Below are 18,167 nucleotides of genomic sequence, written 5' to 3' on the forward strand. Positions count from 1 at the left end.
GAGGTGTTTAAACATTATTTTGTAAAAAAAGGGAATTTCATTTGGGGTAACGGGTGAAAAGCTGCAATGTTTCTCTGTCCATTTTTTCTCCAAGAAATCAGATAAATCATGTTTTATGTTCTTTACACCGGGTAAATATGTACTAAATAACAATCGACGGGAGAGAAAAAACATGAGCTATATTAACCAGGGCAGAGAGCGCATTCAATTTGATCGGAAAGGAAAGACAAAGGATTTACATATACTGGAGTGTACGCGTTGTTCGAATGAGTTCCGTTCGACGATGAATGTAAATCAGATAGAGTGTTCGAATTGTTCTACATCGACCAATCCTAAACTGGATCTGTCCCTCTTTAAAGTCATCGGTTTCATTGAAAATCTTCAAGGGAGTGAAGTACGTTGCTAAATAAAGATAAAATGGCTGATTTGAAAACGGATTTTAATGATATTCTATGGATGAGTTCCGGTGTTGCAATCATTCTATTATTAATTGCGTTGGCGAATTTCTTTATCATCTCTTAAGTGTTTCATATACCGTTTATTAAAAAGTCCTGAATTGCAGGGCTTTTTTTGTTGGGGAAAAGTATCATAATAAAAAAACCTGACCCGAGGCCAGGTTTTTCGTTCTGTTAACCCTTGTAGTTTTCATCGTACTCAAGATAAACAACATGTGTTTCAAGGTATTCATTCAGTCCGTGTTTCCCGTCAGCTCCACCGATTCCAGATTGCCCACGGCCGGCATGGAATCCATTGATGGCTTCGAAGTTTTCACGGTTTACGAAGGTTTCCCCGTATCGAAGCTCGTTAGCGGCTCTCATGATCTCATGCAGGTTCTCGCTGAAAATCGAAGACGAAAGACCATACTCCGTATCGTTGGCAAGCTCGATCACTTCATCAAAATCCTTGTACGTCATGATTGGCAATACCGGTCCAAAGATTTCTTCCTGGATGATGTCCATCTCCTGCTTCACATCGACAAGGATGGTAGGTTCATAGTAGAAGCCTTTTTCCACGTTAACCGGCTTCCCACCCGTAAGGACTCTGGCTCCGTTTTCGACGGCGGTGTTGACCATTTCCGTTACGGTCTCGAGGCGGTCTTTATTGACGAGGGGCCCGATATCATTATCACGATTTGTCGGATCCCCCACCGTTGTATTTTTCATAGCATCGGTCATCTTTTGGATGAATTCTTCTGCCACATCCTCATGCACATAGACGCGTTCCGCGTTCGTACACGCCTGGCCTGAGTTCGTGATCCTGGACGTTTTGATTTTTTCGACGGCAAGGTCGATATTGGCATGCTTGGTGACGATGGCCGGGGCTTTACCTCCCAGCTCCAGGTTCACTTTCGTGATGGACTTGGATGCTGCCTCCATCACTTTGGAGCCTGCAGGGTAGCTTCCCGTCATGGAAACCATGCGTACTTTAGGATGACTGGACATTGGATTTCCGATATCAGAGCCTTTTCCGGTCACCAGATTGAATACTCCTTTAGGCAGTTTCACTTCATCTATGATTTTAGCAAATTCACAGGCAGTGTTCGGAGTATACTGGCTTGGCTTCAGAACGATTGTACACCCTGTCACGAGTGCAGGTGCCACTTTCCTGGCAAGGATGAACATCGGGAAGTTCCAAGGTACGATCCCTGACACAACTCCGATCGGTTTCTTATACACGAGTATGTTCTCGTTCGAACGCTCACTCTCGAGGATCTCTCCTTCGTAGCGGAGCGCCCAGCCCGCCATGTAGCGGAAATACTCGATGGCAAGGTCGACTTCTCCTTCGGAAGCTGCAAGGGTCTTCCCGTTTTCATCTGTCAGCATCTGTACGAATTGATCCCGGCGTTCCTCCAGCTTATCAGCAATTTTATATAAATATGAAGCCCGTTCCTTAGAAGGAACCTTGCTCCACGAAAGGAAAGCCGTATGGGCAACATCCACGGCGTGGTTGACATCGTCTTCCGTACCAAGCGGAATAGAAGAAATCGTCTCCTCATTCGCCGGATTAATCACATCCCACGTCTCTTTCGACATACTATCCACAAACTCACCATTCACATACATCTGGTACTTCTCCACTATATTTCCTCCTTCAAGAACTGATTTCTCACATATCTCTTTCTTTTCCCGTCCAATGGGGAGGAGTAAACATAGGGATGTGCAAAAGAAGAGGGACGGACACCCTTCACACGTAACTGAACGTTGTTGTATCAGGGTTTAGCGTGTGAATATGGAGGTCCGTCCCTCAAAAGGGCTTATTTTGATGGTTCGGCGATTTTAACGAGCTGTTTGCCGATGTTTTTTCCTTGGAAGAGTCCGAGGAAGGCGTCGGTTACGTTGTCGAGGCCTTCTGTGATGGTTTCTTCGTATTGGAGTTTCCCTTGGGAAAGCCATTCCCCAAGCTTTGTTGCGCCTTCTTTGAAGCGGTCGTTGTAGTCATTGACGACAAAGCCTTTCATGAGTGCGCTTGATTTGATCAGTCTGGATTGAACACGTGGTCCAAGGTCACGATCTGTTTTGTTATAAGAAGAAATAGCCCCACACACTGGTATACGTGCATGTTTATTTAGTAAACTAAGGGCAGCGTCACCGATTTCACCACCGACATTTTCAAAGTACACGTCGATGCCATCCGGACATGCTTCTTTTAACGTTTTATAGATGTTATCTGTTGTTTTATAGTTGATTCCTTCGTCAAATCCAAGAGTATCCGTCAGGTAGTTGACTTTTTCATCAGATCCTGCAATCCCGACGACTCGGGCACCTTGGATCTTCGCAATTTGCCCGACCACTGAACCGACCGCACCTGCAGCACCGGACACGACGACGGTTTCTCCTTCTTTCGGCTGACCGATGTCCATGAGTCCGAAATACGCAGTAAGTCCTGTCATTCCAAGGATACTTAAGTATGTGGAAATCGGGGCGACATCCGGATCGATGGTGCGGACCTCTTTCTCTTTCGCAACGGAATACTCCTGCCAAGGAAGCATGCCGACTACGAAGTCCCCTTTTTGGAAGTGTTCAGATTTTGATTCCACGATCTCTCCTACCACTCCACCGGCCAATGCCTCGTTTAGCTGGAAAGGTTCAACATATGACTTGGCATCAGACATTCTCCCGCGCATATAAGGGTCCACGGAAAGGTAAATCGTCTTGACAAGCACTTCCCCATTAGAAGGCTGGGGCACATCGATTTCTTTATAAAGGAAATCTTCTTTTACAGGCATGCCTTCAGGACGGGAGACTAATTGAATTTGCTGCTGTTTTTCAGGTAACATAACCATTCCTCCTTGGTATTTGACTCTAATCATTTTTTCCGATTACTTGAAACTTATCACAAGAAGTTCTGGTTCTACAAAGAATAACACTTGAGAAAGGTGTGGTAATGTGGCGCAAGTATGGGATGCAGAAGTAGCTGTCACCACTTGTCAGGCCAAAAGGTTGATCGAGTCCCAATTTCCGGATTTGATCCCTGCTGACGTCAACATAATGGATTATGGTTTTGACAATACGGTCATGAACGTAAACAATGATTGGGTTTTCCGGTTCCCAAGAAGGGAGATCGCTGTAAGGCTTTTGGAAACGGAAGGAAAGCTATTGCCACTACTTGAAGATAGCGGCTCGGTCCTTCATATACCGGTTCCGGCTTATTACGGCAAGCCTTCGTCTCAATACAAGTGGCCATTTCTCGGTTATCGCTTTGTGGATGGGTCCATCCCGTCCCGGGCAGCCTCTGTCGTGAGAGAGGGAGAGTCTGCCATTGCATTGGCGCGGTTCCTTAAAAAGCTTCACGGAATGAGTGTGGAGACAGCAGAAAAACGAGGGGTTCCATATGACGAGCTGTCTCGGTTGGATGTTGAAAAGCGGCAACCCGTATTGGAAAAAAACAAAGATGAAATCAAGGATCTCAATCTATTCCATCAAGTGGATAAATTAGAGACGTATCTCCATAACCTGCCAAGTAAGGCTTTGTCTGAAGAAACCACACTGGTACATGGCGACCTTCACTTTAAAAACATTGTGGTGGACAAAGAGGGCATCCTGTCAGGGGTCCTTGATTGGGGAGATGTCCATCTTGGTCACCGTGCCATTGATTTAAACCTGATCTACAGCTTTCTTACTCCTAAAGGAAGGACCCTATTTTTAAAAGAATATGGGGAGGTCGGGGAGGAAGAATTGGACTATGCCCGATTCAAAGCGGTTTATACGAACGTGGTGTTACTTCTTTACGGCTACCATGAAAGGCAGCCTCATACAGTGAGGGAAGCCCGGAACAGCCTGGAGCTTGCCCTGACATGAAAAAGCCGGGTTGACTACACAGTCAACCCGGCTTTGATTCTTACTTTACATTCTTTTGAATATATTTCACGATTTTACGAAGTTCATTTGCATGGGGACGGCCGAAAGGACTCGTTTGTCTTTGTTGGTACATGGCTTGTCCCTTTTCGTTCACTAGGAAATAAGCCGGTTCTCCATGTTGGCCGTGATCTTCATAAGGGGCATCCTCGCCATGATAGAAGACATCATAGGCTTTGATCGCCTCTAATTTTTCGTCGGCTAATACAGGGAAGGTCAGGTCTTCTTTATTGGCGAACTCCTGTAAATCGGCCATCTTATCACTCGAAATCGTCAATAAGTGCACATTATGTTTCTCGAAGTATTCCTTGTTCGCTTGAAGCTCCCTTAACTCTTCCTGACATACCGGACACCATGATCCGCGGAAGAACACAATGAGATGCCAGCTTTGATGTTCCTTCTGATGATCCTCAAACGAGAATGTTTCACCAGAAACGGCGGGGAGCGTGAAATTTGGTACCTTATCTTTTAATTGAAAAGCCATTATTCATTCCTCCTAAGTGTTTTCTTACTTGTCAAATAGGCGTTAGGACAAACCCGAACTCTTGCCATCACATACAGTATAGTAATGTAATTTTATTTCATAAGATGTATTTCCCTTTTGGTGAAAAATAAAACGTACAAATGTGCAGATCATGAATGGAGAGGAAGAAAACGATGAGAAATAACAACAGACCTAAACTATGTATTTTCCCTGAATACAAATGGTGCGGGCCGGGATGCAGTGGACCGGGGGCACCCGTCAATTCGGTGGACGCCGCCTGCAAAGCCCATGACCTTTGTTATGACCGATATGGCCCGACATGTGAGTGTGATCGGATGTTCATTAAGAAATTGGAGGGCGAAATCGATCCGCATACACGAAAAGGGCGACATGCTTTCCTCTTCTATCAATACATGCAGCTTCAGACGAAGGTGAAGTGCCAGGGTAATCGATGTGGGAGGGGCCGGTGCAGGGGGTCTTGGGTCTAATGTGAAAGAAGGTCCGTCCCTCACTGGACCTTCTTTTGGTTTGAAGAAATTATTTTAGTTTCAGGGTATAATGGTAAACCGTTTCTTCCATTACATAACCATTCCTCTCATACAATGCCTGAGCCTGTACATTGTCCCGGTCAGTTTCCAGAATAAGCGACTTTGCACTGGTTTGCACCGCATGTTCCTTCGCAGCATCCAGTAACAGCTGGCCGGCACCCAGTCTGCGAACCTTTTTGGAAACGTAAAGGTCATTCAGCTTCCAGATCCGTTCCATATAAACCGAGGAGAAAGAAGGGTACAACTGGGTGAACCCTGCATATTCATCATCGTGAATGGCGACAAAGATCACTGATTCATCATGTGATAGACGTTTTTCAAGATACTGCCTCGCTCCAACGGGATCCGACTTCTGATGATAAAACATGCGATAAGCATTAAAAAGTTCCACAAGGCCTTCCAGGTCTGAAAGGCGAGCACGAAATACCTTCATCCAATTCCTCCTTCCATACACTATTTTATGAACGGTGGGGAAGAACATGACGGTGAGGTTTAGTGTGTAGTGGTCAGGAGTGTTGATTAGAGAAGTTTGGAACGAAAAAAAGACTGGATTGGGGCATCCGGTCAGGTGAAAGAAAGTAGGGATATATGGGACTTTTTATAGTTATTGCGTCGTTTTTCGGATAATTGCGTCATTTTAGAATTTATTGCGTCATTTTCCAAAGAATTGCGTCATTTATGAGTGTATATGCGTCAAAATACAAATAATGGTAAATGTAGATTCGGCAACTTTACATAAAAAAACCAGCCTGCACTAAAAGCAGGCCGGAGACTCAGATTAAAACGGTTTGATAGACATTAAGATAATAAGAATAATAGCGGCACTATGTATAATGATGTTGTATGGTTTTAATTCTGAGTTAATTTTTCCGTAAGATGCAGGGACATCTTCACCGTCGTGGCTGTGGATGATTTCGGCCATTTGCGTAAATTGACATGTTATTCACCTCCATTTATGTAATTTTGAACAGGTCTCATTGTATAGTAAAATAGTACCTATTTCCAGGTTTTTTTTGAAAAAAGGGGAGGAAAAAGTATGGGTGTGAAAGATGAAATCAGGCATAAAGTATGGAATACGCTGACAGAAAAGAAGTTGGGCCGGTTTCCTTTTCCATTAGTGGGAAGGATCCCGAATTTCAAAGGGGCGGAGAAAGCTGCCTCATTTGTGCAGAGTATGGATATCTATAAGACGGCGAGTGTGGTGAAAGTGAATCCCGATGCCCCACAGCTGCCGCTCCGGACAGCGATTCTCAAGGATGGTAAAACGCTGCTTATTCCGACACCAAGATTGAAGGATGGATTTGTCATGATCAAGCCTGATTCTGTTCCAGCGGGAGAGGAGAGGAAAGCAGCGAGTATCAAGCATATGAATACATATGGAAAAGTGGTTCCTTTGACGAATATTCCAGGTATTGATCTCATCGTGGTTGGTTCCGTTGCCATCCACCCAGATGGAAGAAGGCTTGGAAAAGGGGCGGGGTACGCCGACCGGGAATATGCCATCCTGCGGGAAATCGGAAACAAACCGGTACCGGTCATCACGACGATAAACAGTGAACAGCTGGTAGGGGATGATATTCCAAGAGACTCCTATGACCTTGCAGTCGACTGGATCATCACAGAAGAAGGAATTACAGAAACCAACACCCCCTATCCAAAACCAGATGGCATCGAGTGGGAACACGTAACCGAAGACGAAATGGAAAACATGCCGATCCTCAAAGAATTGAAGGGATTTAGAAGAGGGACGGACCTCTGATTTGATGTTGGAAATCTTGCTATGACAGCGTTAATCGACTGATAGCTGCCGATTTTCGAGGTCCGTCCCTCCAAGGGATATAAAAAAACCATGAAGGCGAATTTCGCCTTCATGGTTTTTTAAAGAAGTTATGCTTGTAGGAACTGATCAAGCACTTTCCGCTTTTCTTATTGTCCAGCTCCGGCGGCTAGAGGCTCGAGGTCATAAGCTAAATGGTCCAAGAAGGCCAAGAGCCGCCTTCTCGGCCCATTCATCTTATGCTTGTCGCCTCTGACCAAGCCCCTTCCGCTTTTCTTAGTACCCTTCGACTACAAGATCCAGTTTCCCGGTTTCAGGACTGATGACAAGTCCGTGAACAGGGATCTTTTTGTCCATCAATGGATGGTTTTTGATCATGTCGACGCTGTGGGCGACGCTTTCCTGTACGGAATTGAAGCCTTTCAGCCAGTCGTGGAGGTCGATTCCGGAGTAGTTGACGGTATCGAGTGTTTCTTCCGTAATGCCGCGTTCCTTCATTTTATCAAGGATACTGTCGCTGTTGATGGCGCTCATGCCGCAGTCGTGATGACCGATGACAATCACTTCATCCGCTTGGAGTTCGTAAACTGCCACAAGCAGGCTGCGCATGATGCTTCCGAATGGGTGGCTGACGATGGCGCCTGCATTTTTGACGACTTTTACATCTCCGTTTTTCATGTTCATGGATTTAGGGAGCAGCTCTACTAAACGAGTGTCCATACAGGTAAGAATCACTAAGCGTTTGTCCGGGAACTTGGTGGTCCGGTACTCTTCATACGATTGCTCTTCTACAAATTGTTGGTTGTACTCAAGTATGTTCGTTAATAAAGTCATATCGTCTCTCCTATAAAATAAAATTATTTCACATTTTGTTGAATGTGATGTTCGATCTCTTTTATTTTATCCATAACTTCTTGCCGATTCCAATCAGATGTATTGGAAAGCTTTAAAAATAGAGAAGAAATTTTCGCCAGTGCTTCTGTGAGGTTCGGTTCTTTCCTCGAATAAGCGGGATTACCCATCAAATCGAACAGGCCGTTCATTTGCTCGGAAACCTTTTTGTATTGTTGATCCTTGGCAATCAGGACGACATGGTAATACTGCTGAACATCCGAAAACTGAAAGTAGATATCGAATAGCTCAAAAGTGTTGGTTTTCTTTACATTCAGTTCCATTTCGCCTTTTGGATGTTTATGAATGATCCGGGCGAACTTTGGTGAACTTTCTTCTTCCACGATAGACATGAAGTTTTCGCCGGGCATCAAAAAATCATAGCCGGTATTTGAAGCATCTATTAAGTTAAACTGCCTATCGAGTAAAAGATACGGGATAGGGCATAAGTGTAAATTTTCCACATGATCACTCCTTAGAGAAAGGTTCCATATGTCACTCGTGCGTCTCGCAAATCAAGACGAATGGTACGAATACCGGAACCTGTTATTGTCGGCTGCATGTGATTAAGGAGTTAGCCCTTCAAGGAAACAAGCCCGTTGGACATATCGTCGAGATACTCATTGAGTTCCAATAAGTCATAAAAGCTTGTCACTTTTGATTTTTCCAAGAAATCAAGAGAGTAGTGGGAGACGAGTCTGCCACCGACGAGAATGTCAATCTCCTGATGATGCGCTCTGATTTCTTCGATGCACTCTTTTAATCGGGTCAGTTCCGTGGTCATACCAATGGATATTCCAATGGCATGGGGTTTCCAGGCGCTAATGAAGGTTAACGCATCTTTGACGGGGACGTTGGCTCCCAAGTAACGGGTATTCCATTGCTTTTCTTTGAATACTTCGTTCGCAAGCTCAAGTCCCAAACTGTGATGTTCACCCTCAATACAAAATAAAAGAGCTTTAGGTTGGTTTTCTAAAGCCTCTTGATGGGTAAAAATAGTTGCAAGTAAATATTTAAGTGTTGCAGTTGCTAAATGTTCATCTGCAACGGTAATTTGATTTTTCTCCCAAAGTTCACCAATTCTATACATAGATGGTTTAATGATTTTTTCGTAAAAAGTAAAGTTATCTATTTTTGAATCAATGGAAGACGAATGCAGTTCCAGTAGTGCATGCACGTCTCCTGCGAGAATAGACTTGGTGAAAGCCTTGACCAGCTGATTCATATATCATCACTCCCAGCAAAAATACCAATTACTATATTCCATAGATAGAATCGAAATTCCTGCTGCGAATTTCAATCTATAATTGGATTGACTTTCCCAAAATTCTTATTTAATATAACCTCTGTAACACTAATTATCGCTCACGTACCTGAGAGAGGTTCATAGCATTAACCCTCTATAAAAAACTATGGTTCTATGAATCTAACATGGGGTTTTCTTAAACATGTTATCCTTTAAGCATAACAGGATATAACAATTTTTTCAATTAACCCGCCTGTTATGTCGATTCTTAGGCTAATGCTATGTCCTCCTTCATTCGAGGCACTCTGAAGGGGAGGATTTTTTACATGTCAGGAAGAAAAGACGAAGATTTAACAGATTTATCATTATTAGGGAATCAAGGGACGAATTACTTGTTCGAGTATGCTCCACACATATTGGAAGCATTCGATAATAAGCATCCGAACAGGGATTATTTTGTGAAGTTCAACTGTCCTGAATTCACCAGTCTTTGCCCGAAGACAGGTCAGCCGGATTTTGCTACCATCTATATCAGCTACATCCCAGGTGAAAAGATGGTGGAAAGTAAATCTCTCAAGCTCTATCTGTTCAGCTTCCGTAATCACGGTGATTTCCATGAAGACTGCATGAACATCATCATGAACGATCTCATCGAATTGATGGATCCCCGTTATATTGAAGTATGGGGGAAATTCACCCCGCGTGGAGGGATCAGCATCGATCCATACTGCAACTACGGAAAGCCTGGGACGAAATATGAGACGATGGCAGACCATCGCCTGATGAACCATGATTTGTATCCGGAGAAAATTGATAATCGATAAAGTGTAAAAACGATTCCTGAGTGGAATCGTTTTTTTTATAGAAGCTAAAATTCCTCCATTACCCTGAAAATGAATCGCTAAACCTGACCCTTGCCCTCATCACATCTGCAAACCCTTCCAATTTTCACAATTGTTAAACCTTTTTTTTTTAACCGGATTCCCTTTACAAAGGGTCTTGATGGGCTTTATAATCCCGTTGTTCAACTATTTACGGAAAACCAATAAATTTTAAAGAAAAAGGAGGTTGCGGTGATGCGACAAAGAATATTTTCCTTCTTAATGATGAATCTGGGGGCATTTCTTGTTTCGGTGAATGTCCATTTTTTCTTATCGCCTAATAATTTAGCGACAGGGGGAGTCAGTGGATTGTCGATCATCATGAACGATCTGTTCCCGGGAATGTCCCTTGGACTGTTCATGATTATCATCAATGTGATTCTGTTTATCGTCGGTGTGATATTTCTTGGGTTTAATTTCGGAGCGAAAACGATTTACGCGAGTTTCGCCCTTTCGTTCTATGTCTGGTTACTCGAGACAGTTGCTCCGATGAGCGCGCCGCTCAGTGATGATATCTTGATTCAATTGATCATCGGTCAATGCATTGCCGCAACCGGAATGGCGATTGTGTTCAACCAACAGGCATCAACGGGTGGAACGGATATCGTGGCCCTGATCTTTAATAAATATTTCAATATAGATGTAGGCAGAGGGGTATTATTGGCGGATTTATCCATCGCCCTGTCCTCAGCTGTCCTATTCGGACCTCAAGTCGGAATGTACGCATTCTTCGGGGTCATCTTGAACGGACTGGTCATCGATTATGCACTGCAGCAGTTCAATTCAAATAAGGAAATTGTCATCATCAGCCGTTACAGTGATGAAATCAAGTCGTACATCGTCCACGAGCTTGGAAAAGGGGCGACGATCCATACGGCAACAGGAGCGTTCACGTCCGATGAAAAGGAAGTCATCACGACCATCCTTGGACGCAAGGACTTCTCCAGGCTGAAAGGCTTCATCACCCAAATCGATAAACGTGCATTCATCACGGTTCACACGATGAATGAAATCCTTGGACAAAACTTTAAACGATTAGCATAGAAACGAAACTCCACCTGCATATAGGGTGGGGTTTTTTTATTGTGACTTCAAAAAAATATAGGAAAATATTCCATTCTTCCTGTATAAATAGAAGTAGGGGGGTGGAAGTATGGAAAAGGAAGAACTGAAGAGGTTGGAGCAAAAAATCAACTTTCTCGAAAAAGAGCTTTATCTCGTGAAACGGCAGTTGATTCAGGTAAAGAATGAATACGAATCACCCGTCATCCAAAAAGCAGAAGTCTACACAGAACCTGAAAAACCAATTCCTGCTGAATCATCAGCAGATCCCATCGTGGAAAAGGAACCCTTTGATTTCTCAGTCGAACGATGGCTCCCGAAAGTATTCTTGTTCGTTCTATTAATAGGAAGCATTTGGGGATTCATGGCGGCTTCCCAAAACGGCTGGGTCTCACCGGGACTCCGGGTGCTGACGGGTGGCGCGATCAGTATCGTGATGTACGCACTTGGTGAAAGGTTCAGCCGGGATCAGCGTAAACTGTCCATCACGCTTCTTTCTGGAAGCATCGTCCTCGCTATCATTACGCTGTTTTCAGCTAATATCCTATACGGGTATATCGGAGGACTAACCACAAATCTCTTATTGATCCTTCTCATTTCTGTTGGGCTGTGGGCATCCCATAAGCATGGATCCCAACTGATTCTTTGTTTGATAGGCGCAGGGGCATACCTGTTTCCGTTCATTTTCGCAGGGGATGAGCGGAATGAATGGCTGTTTTATGGCTATGAGCTTGTGCTGTTCTTTGTATTGATGACGTTCAGCACGTGGAAAAGGTACCGGATAGCATGGAATATTCATTATTATCTACTGTATTTCTCACTGTTTTTCTTTGCGGCGTTTGGTGTCGGGGAAATCACACTGACCGTCCTCATCCCATTTGCCATTCAGCATGCGTATATCCTGCTCCTGATCGTCCTTAACCGGGATGAACGGGTGAATGCTGAGATGATACCGGCCCTCGTGACGGGCAGTTTCATCCTTCTGGGTCTGCTGAATGATGTTTATACGGCGATTCCTATTAGCTACTATGTCATCTTCGCAGTCGTATATCTCGGTGCATCCTTTATAGAACCGAAGGAAATGAAGAGAACGAAGGATACTTTGCTCGTCCTCGGTTTCCTGCATATGCTTCTTTTCCTGTTTGATCTGTTTGAGTACGATTGGCGCTTCGTACTGATTGCCATAGAAGCGAATGTCCTTCTGTGGCTGGCGGGGAGAAGAGAGAGCTATGTCAGCCTTGCAGGGTCCTTCTTGTTGATGCTGCTCTCATTCCTTGGAATGGTGACGGGATCACAAGCCGATTTCATTGCGATTGAACTGCCGATTTTTATCCTGGCATTTGCCTATGTCTATTTATTTTCCTATTTCAATCAGCAGGAATCCTCTTTTATGAACGTGTCAGTGACGACGATGAAAGTCGTGTTGACCGGGCTCGTGATGTTCTTCATCCTGAGGTTGACGGAGTTCATCGTGATCGGTTGGGATTACACCCCACGGACGACTGCCTACACCGTGGCGATTGCGGCCCTGTCCATCGGGTATCTCATTTATGGGGAAAGCAGGAAGGACATGTTCTACCGGTGGGTGGGAATCATCTTCCTTGCCCTGGCTCTGTTGAAGTTTTTCCTTGCCGATCTCGTATTCCTCGATTTCACGATCCGTGCCATGATCTTGATTCCGATCGGTGTGATCGGCCTCGTGCTATCAAGGATTCTTTATAAAAAAGAATAAACACATTGCAAAAGCTTTCAGAATAATTATATAATGGTGGTATCAACATTCGTGTAATGAAAAAGGAGGTGGAATTGAGATGAATCGTTCTGTAGGATTGCGTGGGAAGTATTTAGACTATATATACATTTGCCGTGCAATTTTTCATGCATTTGCGTTCAAGGGGACACGTATGCCCTTTTTTAGCAAATGAATATGAATACTGAACGGTAAGAGGTCTCAATTCCAATCACTTTTCTATAAAGAATCGGAAAAAGGGGGGCGTTTTCGCTCTCTTTTTTTGTTCCTTCTTTTATTAAAGGGGAAGTGCGGTGCAGTGAAGTCCCGCATTTCTGTAGAGCCATGGGCGAGCCTTCTGCTCCCCCGTGGTTTTTTTTATGAACCTCTTACCTCTGAATAGATACCTGAAAGGAAGAGGAAAATGATTATTTGCAGCGCACAGGAAATCAGTAAAATGTTTGGTGGTCACTTGATATTTGAGGATTTGAGCTTCGAAATACCCGACGGGGCCCGGATTGGCCTTGTTGGGCGGAATGGGACCGGGAAGACGACCATCTTTAAATTATTGTCAGGGGTGGAAGCGCCGGATATGGGGCTCATTCATCTAAAAAAAGGGGCAAAGGTGGGGTACCTGGCTCAGATTCCACAGTATAGAGAAGGTACGAAAGGAATCGATGTATTGCGTTCCGCGTTTTCGGAACTGATCCAGATCGGTCACCGGTTAAAAGAGCTGGAAACCAAAATGGGGAATGAACGGAACCCGGATACTCTCAACCGACTACTAGAAGAATACGGAAAGCTTCAGGATCAATTCACCCTTTCTGGAGGATATGAGATCGAGTCCGATATCGCGAAGATCGTGAACGGCCTCGACATTGGGGAACTGGTCGAGAAGGATTTCAATGCGTGCAGCGGCGGGGAGCAGACAAAGCTTTGCCTCGGTTTGATCCTCCTTCAGAAGCCGGACCTGCTGCTTCTTGACGAACCGACGAATCATCTGGATATCGGGGCGGTGGAGTGGCTTGAGGACTTTTTGAAAGAATATGAGGGAACCGTGGTCTGCATTTCCCATGACCGCTACTTCCTCGACCACGTCATTACAAAGGTATATGACCTGGAAGACGGGGAGCTGACCATTTACCATACGAACTACTCAGGATTTGTAAAGGAAAAGGAAGAGCGCCTGATGATCGAGTTCCAGGCGTATCAGGAGCAGCAGAAGAAAATCAAGAAGATGAAGGAGGCCATCAAGAGGCTGAGGGAATGGGCGAATCAGGCGAACCCTCCGAATGAAGCCCTGCACAAGCGGGCACGGAATATGGAAAGGGCATTGGAACGGATGGAGAAGATCAAGCGGCCGATCCTGGAACGGAAGAAGATGGGGCTGGAATTCGACGAAACCGACCGAAGCGGGAAAATCGTCTTTTCCATGGAAGAAGTGACGAAAGCCTATGGGGAAAAGATCTTATTCGAAAAAGCCGGCCTCCATGTCCATTTCAAGGACCGCACAGCGATCGTCGGTCAAAATGGTACCGGGAAATCGACGATCATCAAGATGCTCCTCGGGGAGGAGTCATCGGATCATGGCGTGGTGAAACTCGGAAGCAATGTGAAGCTTGGCTACCTGTCCCAGCACTTTACTGTCGCTGATCCCTCTGTCCGGTTGATTGATGCGTTCAGGGAAGAGGTGGCAGTAACGGAAGGGGACGCCCGGCATATTCTCGCGAAGTTCCTGTTTTATGGACCGAATGTGTTCCGGAAGGTCGGTCAGCTGAGCGGCGGGGAGAAGATGAGGCTCCGGCTTGCCCAGCTTATGCATCAGGACATCAACTTCCTTGTCCTCGATGAGCCGACGAATCATCTGGACATTGATTCGAGAGAAGTCTTGGAGGATGCTCTGGAGGATTTCAAAGGCACGATCCTTGCCGTCTCCCATGACCGGTATTTTTTGAATAAGCTGTTTAAGAAAACCTATTGGATCCACCGTGGTGAGCTTTATTTCTTTGACGGACCTTACAGCTGGGCGAAGGAAAAGCTGCCCGAACTCGCACCGGAAGAGTCTGTGGTGAAGGTGGAGAAGGAAGCCCCGCCTAAAGCGGAACGGGTAAAACCCTCCCGGACGATGGAGGAAATCGAAGCCGGGCTAGAAAAGGTGGAAGAAGAGATCTTTGCCATTGAAGAGATGCTTCTCTCACAGGGAGACCTTGATGTCATTCAGGCACTGTACAAGGAAAAAGAACAAAAGGAACAGGAACGAAACAAGATGTATCAGGATTTAGAGAAATTATTGGCATAGGAAAAGGGAGATGACGGATGGAGTCATCTCCCTTCCAATTTTTCAGAATAGATCCGTATAATAAAAGGAAGAGAGGATGAGGAGATATGGAGACATACGAAGTGATCATCATTGGAGGAGGACTGTCAGGTATCATGGCAGCCAGAACCTTGATGGAAAATGGGGTAAAGGATATCCTCATAGTGGAGAAAAGCAAAAGTGTCGGTGGCAGGCTTGCCACAAGGCGGATCGGGGAAGGGAAAGCAGATCACGGAGCCCAGTTCTTCACGGTCCGTTCCCCGGAGCTGCAAGAGGACTCAGCGAGATGGCTGGAAGCGGGATGGGTGAAACGCTGGTTCGGCACACCTTATCCAAGATACACATCCACGGCAGGCATGAATGCCCTCGCGAAACAACTGGCAAAATCCATCCCAGTCAAACTGAACTCCAGGGTATCTTCTATTCTGGACGGGAGGGACGGACCTCTGGAAGTGGAACTTGAAAATGGTGAAAGGAACACCGCAAATCATTGCATCGTGACGGCTCCCGCACCCCAGGCACTACAGTTGATGGCAGGAATCGCACCACCGGAGGTATCCACAATTTCTTTTGCCCCATGCTTCGTAGGCATGTTTACCTTTGACGGATCAAGCAGCATTCCGTCACCGGGTCATGTGGATGAAGGGCTTCCTGACGGTGTGGAGCGGGTGGTAGATCATGAAAAGAAAGGCATTTCTTCTACTGTTACGGTCAGCGTGTATATGACCGGAGATTGGTCGAAGCAACAAGTGGAGATGGAAGAAGACAGCATTTTAGCTGCCATACAGAAGGTGGCCGAGGGTTTTCTTGAAAAAGGAAGCAGGGTGACGGGGGCTCAGTTGAAAAAGTGGAAGTACTCAGAAGCAGAAGCTGTTGTACGCACTCCTTTTGTAGAAATGGGGCACGAAGGACGGATCGTCCTATGTGGGGATGCATTCCTGAGGGAGAATGATGAAGCCGGACGTACGCGGTTTGAGAGTGCCTATTTATCAGGGGTTTCAGCTGGTACCAGGGTGGCTGGGAAACGGTAATGAAGAGGATCAGTCCGTATAACGTCTGTATCCCTGACAAACACTACAAAGAGTTACATAAACTAAACGATAAGCAGGGGAATAGCATGAACAACATCCAATTAAGGCAGGCAACGGAAGAGCAGATGGACACCATCATGGACGTGTATATCAGGTGTAAACAGGATCTTGATGAAAAAGGGTTGCTGCAGTGGAACGACGAATATCCAAGCAGACGCTATTTTAAAGAAGAAATGGATAGCGGGAACCTTTATGTATTGATGGTGGACGGAGAAGTCGCAGGGTCCGCGACTCTCAATGAGTGGCAGTCACCTGAATGGTCGGACATTCCATGGAAACTCGGAAACGAATGGGTGATCCACGCGTTGTTTCTCGACCCTCTTCAGCAAGGGAACGGATTGGGGACCGTATTCATGAAAAAGTGTGAGGAACTGGCTGGGGAAAAAGGCTATGAAAGTATCCGGCTGGATGCTTACTCCAGAAACACAGGGGCAAACGCCCTCTATGAAAAGATCGGTTATGAATACCGGGGCTCGGTGTATTTCACCTCGAAGCCTGAGGGGCATCAGGAGTATCGATGCTATGAAAAAGCGGTCACCCTCTAAAATTCAAGGGTTGTTCAAATGTACCAGGGAAAAAGGTATGAGAAAAATGATATACTTCAAGGTACAGTATACGCTGAATAAGATAGTAGGGAAGCGATTATATTGACACCGATTTTGGATGAGGCGAGGTCCTTTATAGAGCAGTGTTATCAGGAACTGAATAAAAGCGAAGCGGACATGGCGATCCGCCTTCAACATATAGAAAATGAACTTGCTGAAGAAGGAACGTATACCCATACTCACGAAGAACTGGTCCATGGTGCGAAGATGGCATGGAGAAACAGCAATCGCTGCATCGGCCGCTTGTTCTGGAATGCACTGAACGTGTTTGACGAACGGGAGGCGGCCTCAGAGGAGGAAGTGTTCCAGGCCCTCGAGCGTCATTTGGAATATGCTTCGAACGGGGGAAGGATTCGTCCGACGATTACGGTATTCAGACCGTCACATCGGGACAAGCCTGACATCCGATTGTGGAACCATCAGCTGATCCGATATGCGGGCTATGAGGAAAACGGCTCGTTCACCGGCGACCCCCATTCCATCGAATTCACTCAAAAATGCAGGGAACTTGGATGGGAGGGGGAGGGGACAGACTTTGATGTCCTGCCCCTTATCGTGCAGATTGGGGATCGGCCTCCGGAGATGAGGGAAGTTGAACCGCGTCTTGCCCTTCAGGTACCTCTGCGTCACCCTGAATTTGATTGGTTCGCGGACCTTGGACTGAAATGGTACGGCGTCCCGATCATCTCGGACATGGAATTGAAGATCGGCGGGATCTCATACAAGGCGGCGCCGTTCAACGGCTGGTATATGGAAACGGAGATCGGTGCGCGTAATCTTGCTGATGAGAACCGTTATAACCTGATTCCGAAAGTGGCAAGCTGTATGGGACTCGATACATCGAGAGCAGCAACGTTGTGGAAGGATAAGGCGCTGATCGAATTGAACATCGCTGTGCTTCATTCTTTCAAAGAAGATGGGGTAAGCATTGTGGATCATCATACGGCTGCTCAGCAGTTCCGCCTTTTTGAGGAAAATGAGAGAAGTGCTGATCGTGATGTAACCGGGGATTGGACGTGGTTGGTCCCGCCTGTTTCGCCGGCGACGACCCATATCTTTCATAAAGAATACGAGAATACATGGAATTCGACCAATTACTTCTATCAGGAGAAACCATATTGAAGAAAAGCTGTTTTCTGTCCTGTGCAGAGAACAGCTTTTTTTGGGTTCTATAATATTTG

Annotated in this window: 19 protein-coding genes; 12 read left to right on the forward strand and 7 right to left on the reverse strand. The window is 45.6% G+C overall.

Annotation, left to right across the window (positions count from 1 at the left end; all coding sequences use genetic code 11):
* Nucleotides 1–172 precede the first annotated feature (172 nt).
* On the forward strand, nucleotides 173–406 hold the full coding sequence (locus BVI01S_RS12145) for a hypothetical protein (RefSeq protein WP_034761169.1): 234 nt from the start codon (nucleotides 173–175) through the stop codon (nucleotides 404–406).
* Nucleotides 407–629: 223 nt separating this feature from the next.
* On the opposite strand, the gene aldA is transcribed toward BVI01S_RS12145, so the two are convergent.
* Complete coding sequence (gene aldA, locus BVI01S_RS12150; RefSeq protein WP_061810318.1) at nucleotides 630–2,078, reverse strand: aldehyde dehydrogenase; 1,449 nt, start codon at nucleotides 2,076–2,078, stop codon at nucleotides 630–632.
* Nucleotides 2,079–2,254: 176 nt separating this feature from the next.
* Nucleotides 2,255–3,277, reverse strand: coding sequence for an NADPH-dependent curcumin/dihydrocurcumin reductase (gene curA, locus BVI01S_RS12155; RefSeq protein WP_061810319.1), 1,023 nt, complete (start codon nucleotides 3,275–3,277; stop codon nucleotides 2,255–2,257).
* A 109-nt stretch (nucleotides 3,278–3,386) separates the two neighbouring features.
* Here curA and BVI01S_RS12160 point away from each other — a divergent pair, with 109 nt between their 5' ends.
* Nucleotides 3,387–4,298 carry a phosphotransferase gene (locus tag BVI01S_RS12160; protein WP_061810320.1) on the forward strand — a complete coding sequence of 304 codons (912 nt, stop codon included), beginning with the start codon at nucleotides 3,387–3,389 and terminating at the stop codon, nucleotides 4,296–4,298.
* Nucleotides 4,299–4,338: 40 nt separating this feature from the next.
* On the opposite strand, the gene BVI01S_RS12165 is transcribed toward BVI01S_RS12160, so the two are convergent.
* Nucleotides 4,339–4,842 carry a peroxiredoxin family protein gene (locus BVI01S_RS12165; RefSeq protein WP_034761180.1) on the reverse strand — a complete coding sequence of 168 codons (504 nt, stop codon included), beginning with the start codon at nucleotides 4,840–4,842 and terminating at the stop codon, nucleotides 4,339–4,341.
* Between the two features lie 170 nt (nucleotides 4,843–5,012).
* On the opposite strand from BVI01S_RS12165, the gene BVI01S_RS22950 reads away from it, so the two are divergent.
* The gene (locus BVI01S_RS22950) at nucleotides 5,013–5,327 is read left to right on the forward strand and encodes a hypothetical protein (protein ID WP_061810321.1); all 315 of its coding nucleotides are present in this window, start codon (nucleotides 5,013–5,015) and stop codon (nucleotides 5,325–5,327) included.
* A 49-nt stretch (nucleotides 5,328–5,376) separates the two neighbouring features.
* On the opposite strand, the gene BVI01S_RS12175 is transcribed toward BVI01S_RS22950, so the two are convergent.
* Nucleotides 5,377–5,820, reverse strand: a complete 444-nt coding sequence (locus BVI01S_RS12175) for a GNAT family N-acetyltransferase (protein WP_061810322.1) — start codon at nucleotides 5,818–5,820, stop codon at nucleotides 5,377–5,379.
* A gap of 603 nt (nucleotides 5,821–6,423) precedes the next feature.
* On the opposite strand from BVI01S_RS12175, the gene BVI01S_RS12180 reads away from it, so the two are divergent.
* A complete protein-coding gene (locus tag BVI01S_RS12180; RefSeq protein ID WP_061810323.1) occupies nucleotides 6,424–7,146 on the forward strand; it encodes a 5-formyltetrahydrofolate cyclo-ligase in 723 nt (240 codons plus the stop codon).
* 294 nt (nucleotides 7,147–7,440) lie between these two features.
* On the opposite strand, the gene BVI01S_RS12185 is transcribed toward BVI01S_RS12180, so the two are convergent.
* The 3 genes from BVI01S_RS12185 to BVI01S_RS12195 all read right to left on the reverse strand — a co-directional run bounded on the left by BVI01S_RS12185 (nucleotide 7,441) and on the right by BVI01S_RS12195 (nucleotide 9,280).
* Nucleotides 7,441–7,998, reverse strand: a complete 558-nt coding sequence (locus BVI01S_RS12185) for a beta-class carbonic anhydrase (protein WP_061810324.1) — start codon at nucleotides 7,996–7,998, stop codon at nucleotides 7,441–7,443.
* A 23-nt stretch (nucleotides 7,999–8,021) separates the two neighbouring features.
* Nucleotides 8,022–8,519: a hypothetical protein gene (locus tag BVI01S_RS12190; RefSeq protein ID WP_061810325.1), complete on the reverse strand. Its 498-nt coding sequence runs from the start codon at nucleotides 8,517–8,519 to the stop codon at nucleotides 8,022–8,024.
* A 110-nt stretch (nucleotides 8,520–8,629) separates the two neighbouring features.
* The gene (locus BVI01S_RS12195) at nucleotides 8,630–9,280 is read right to left on the reverse strand and encodes a cobalamin B12-binding domain-containing protein (protein ID WP_061810326.1); all 651 of its coding nucleotides are present in this window, start codon (nucleotides 9,278–9,280) and stop codon (nucleotides 8,630–8,632) included.
* A 347-nt stretch (nucleotides 9,281–9,627) separates the two neighbouring features.
* Here BVI01S_RS12195 and queF point away from each other — a divergent pair, with 347 nt between their 5' ends.
* The 8 genes from queF (at nucleotide 9,628) to BVI01S_RS12230 (ending at nucleotide 18,108) form a co-directional block, all read left to right on the forward strand.
* Nucleotides 9,628–10,125 carry a preQ(1) synthase gene (gene queF, locus BVI01S_RS12200; protein ID WP_034761195.1) on the forward strand — a complete coding sequence of 166 codons (498 nt, stop codon included), beginning with the start codon at nucleotides 9,628–9,630 and terminating at the stop codon, nucleotides 10,123–10,125.
* A gap of 252 nt (nucleotides 10,126–10,377) precedes the next feature.
* Nucleotides 10,378–11,226 (forward strand): YitT family protein, encoded by an 849-nt coding sequence (locus BVI01S_RS12205; protein ID WP_034761197.1) that lies wholly within the window; start codon nucleotides 10,378–10,380, stop codon nucleotides 11,224–11,226.
* A gap of 109 nt (nucleotides 11,227–11,335) precedes the next feature.
* Entirely contained in the window at nucleotides 11,336–12,976 is a 1,641-nt protein-coding gene (locus BVI01S_RS12210) for a DUF2339 domain-containing protein (protein WP_061810327.1), read from the forward strand.
* 79 nt (nucleotides 12,977–13,055) lie between these two features.
* Nucleotides 13,056–13,169 (forward strand): RAxF-45 family protein, encoded by a 114-nt coding sequence (locus tag BVI01S_RS23150; protein ID WP_098351140.1) that lies wholly within the window; start codon nucleotides 13,056–13,058, stop codon nucleotides 13,167–13,169.
* 228 nt (nucleotides 13,170–13,397) lie between these two features.
* Nucleotides 13,398–15,272: a ribosomal protection-like ABC-F family protein gene (abc-f, locus tag BVI01S_RS12215; RefSeq protein ID WP_061810328.1), complete on the forward strand. Its 1,875-nt coding sequence runs from the start codon at nucleotides 13,398–13,400 to the stop codon at nucleotides 15,270–15,272.
* 86 nt (nucleotides 15,273–15,358) lie between these two features.
* Complete coding sequence (locus BVI01S_RS12220) at nucleotides 15,359–16,321, forward strand: NAD(P)/FAD-dependent oxidoreductase (protein ID WP_061810329.1); 963 nt, start codon at nucleotides 15,359–15,361, stop codon at nucleotides 16,319–16,321.
* Nucleotides 16,321–16,926: a GNAT family N-acetyltransferase gene (locus BVI01S_RS12225; protein ID WP_034761208.1), complete on the forward strand. Its 606-nt coding sequence runs from the start codon at nucleotides 16,321–16,323 to the stop codon at nucleotides 16,924–16,926. The genes BVI01S_RS12220 and BVI01S_RS12225 overlap by 1 nt, the downstream gene beginning before the upstream one ends.
* A gap of 102 nt (nucleotides 16,927–17,028) precedes the next feature.
* The gene (locus tag BVI01S_RS12230; protein ID WP_061810331.1) at nucleotides 17,029–18,108 is read left to right on the forward strand and encodes a nitric oxide synthase oxygenase; all 1,080 of its coding nucleotides are present in this window, start codon (nucleotides 17,029–17,031) and stop codon (nucleotides 18,106–18,108) included.
* Nucleotides 18,109–18,167 lie beyond the last annotated feature (59 nt).

The organism is Rossellomorea vietnamensis NBRC 101237, from assembly GCF_001591825.1.
In the GTDB taxonomy this organism is placed as follows: domain Bacteria; phylum Bacillota; class Bacilli; order Bacillales; family Bacillaceae_B; genus Rossellomorea; species Rossellomorea vietnamensis.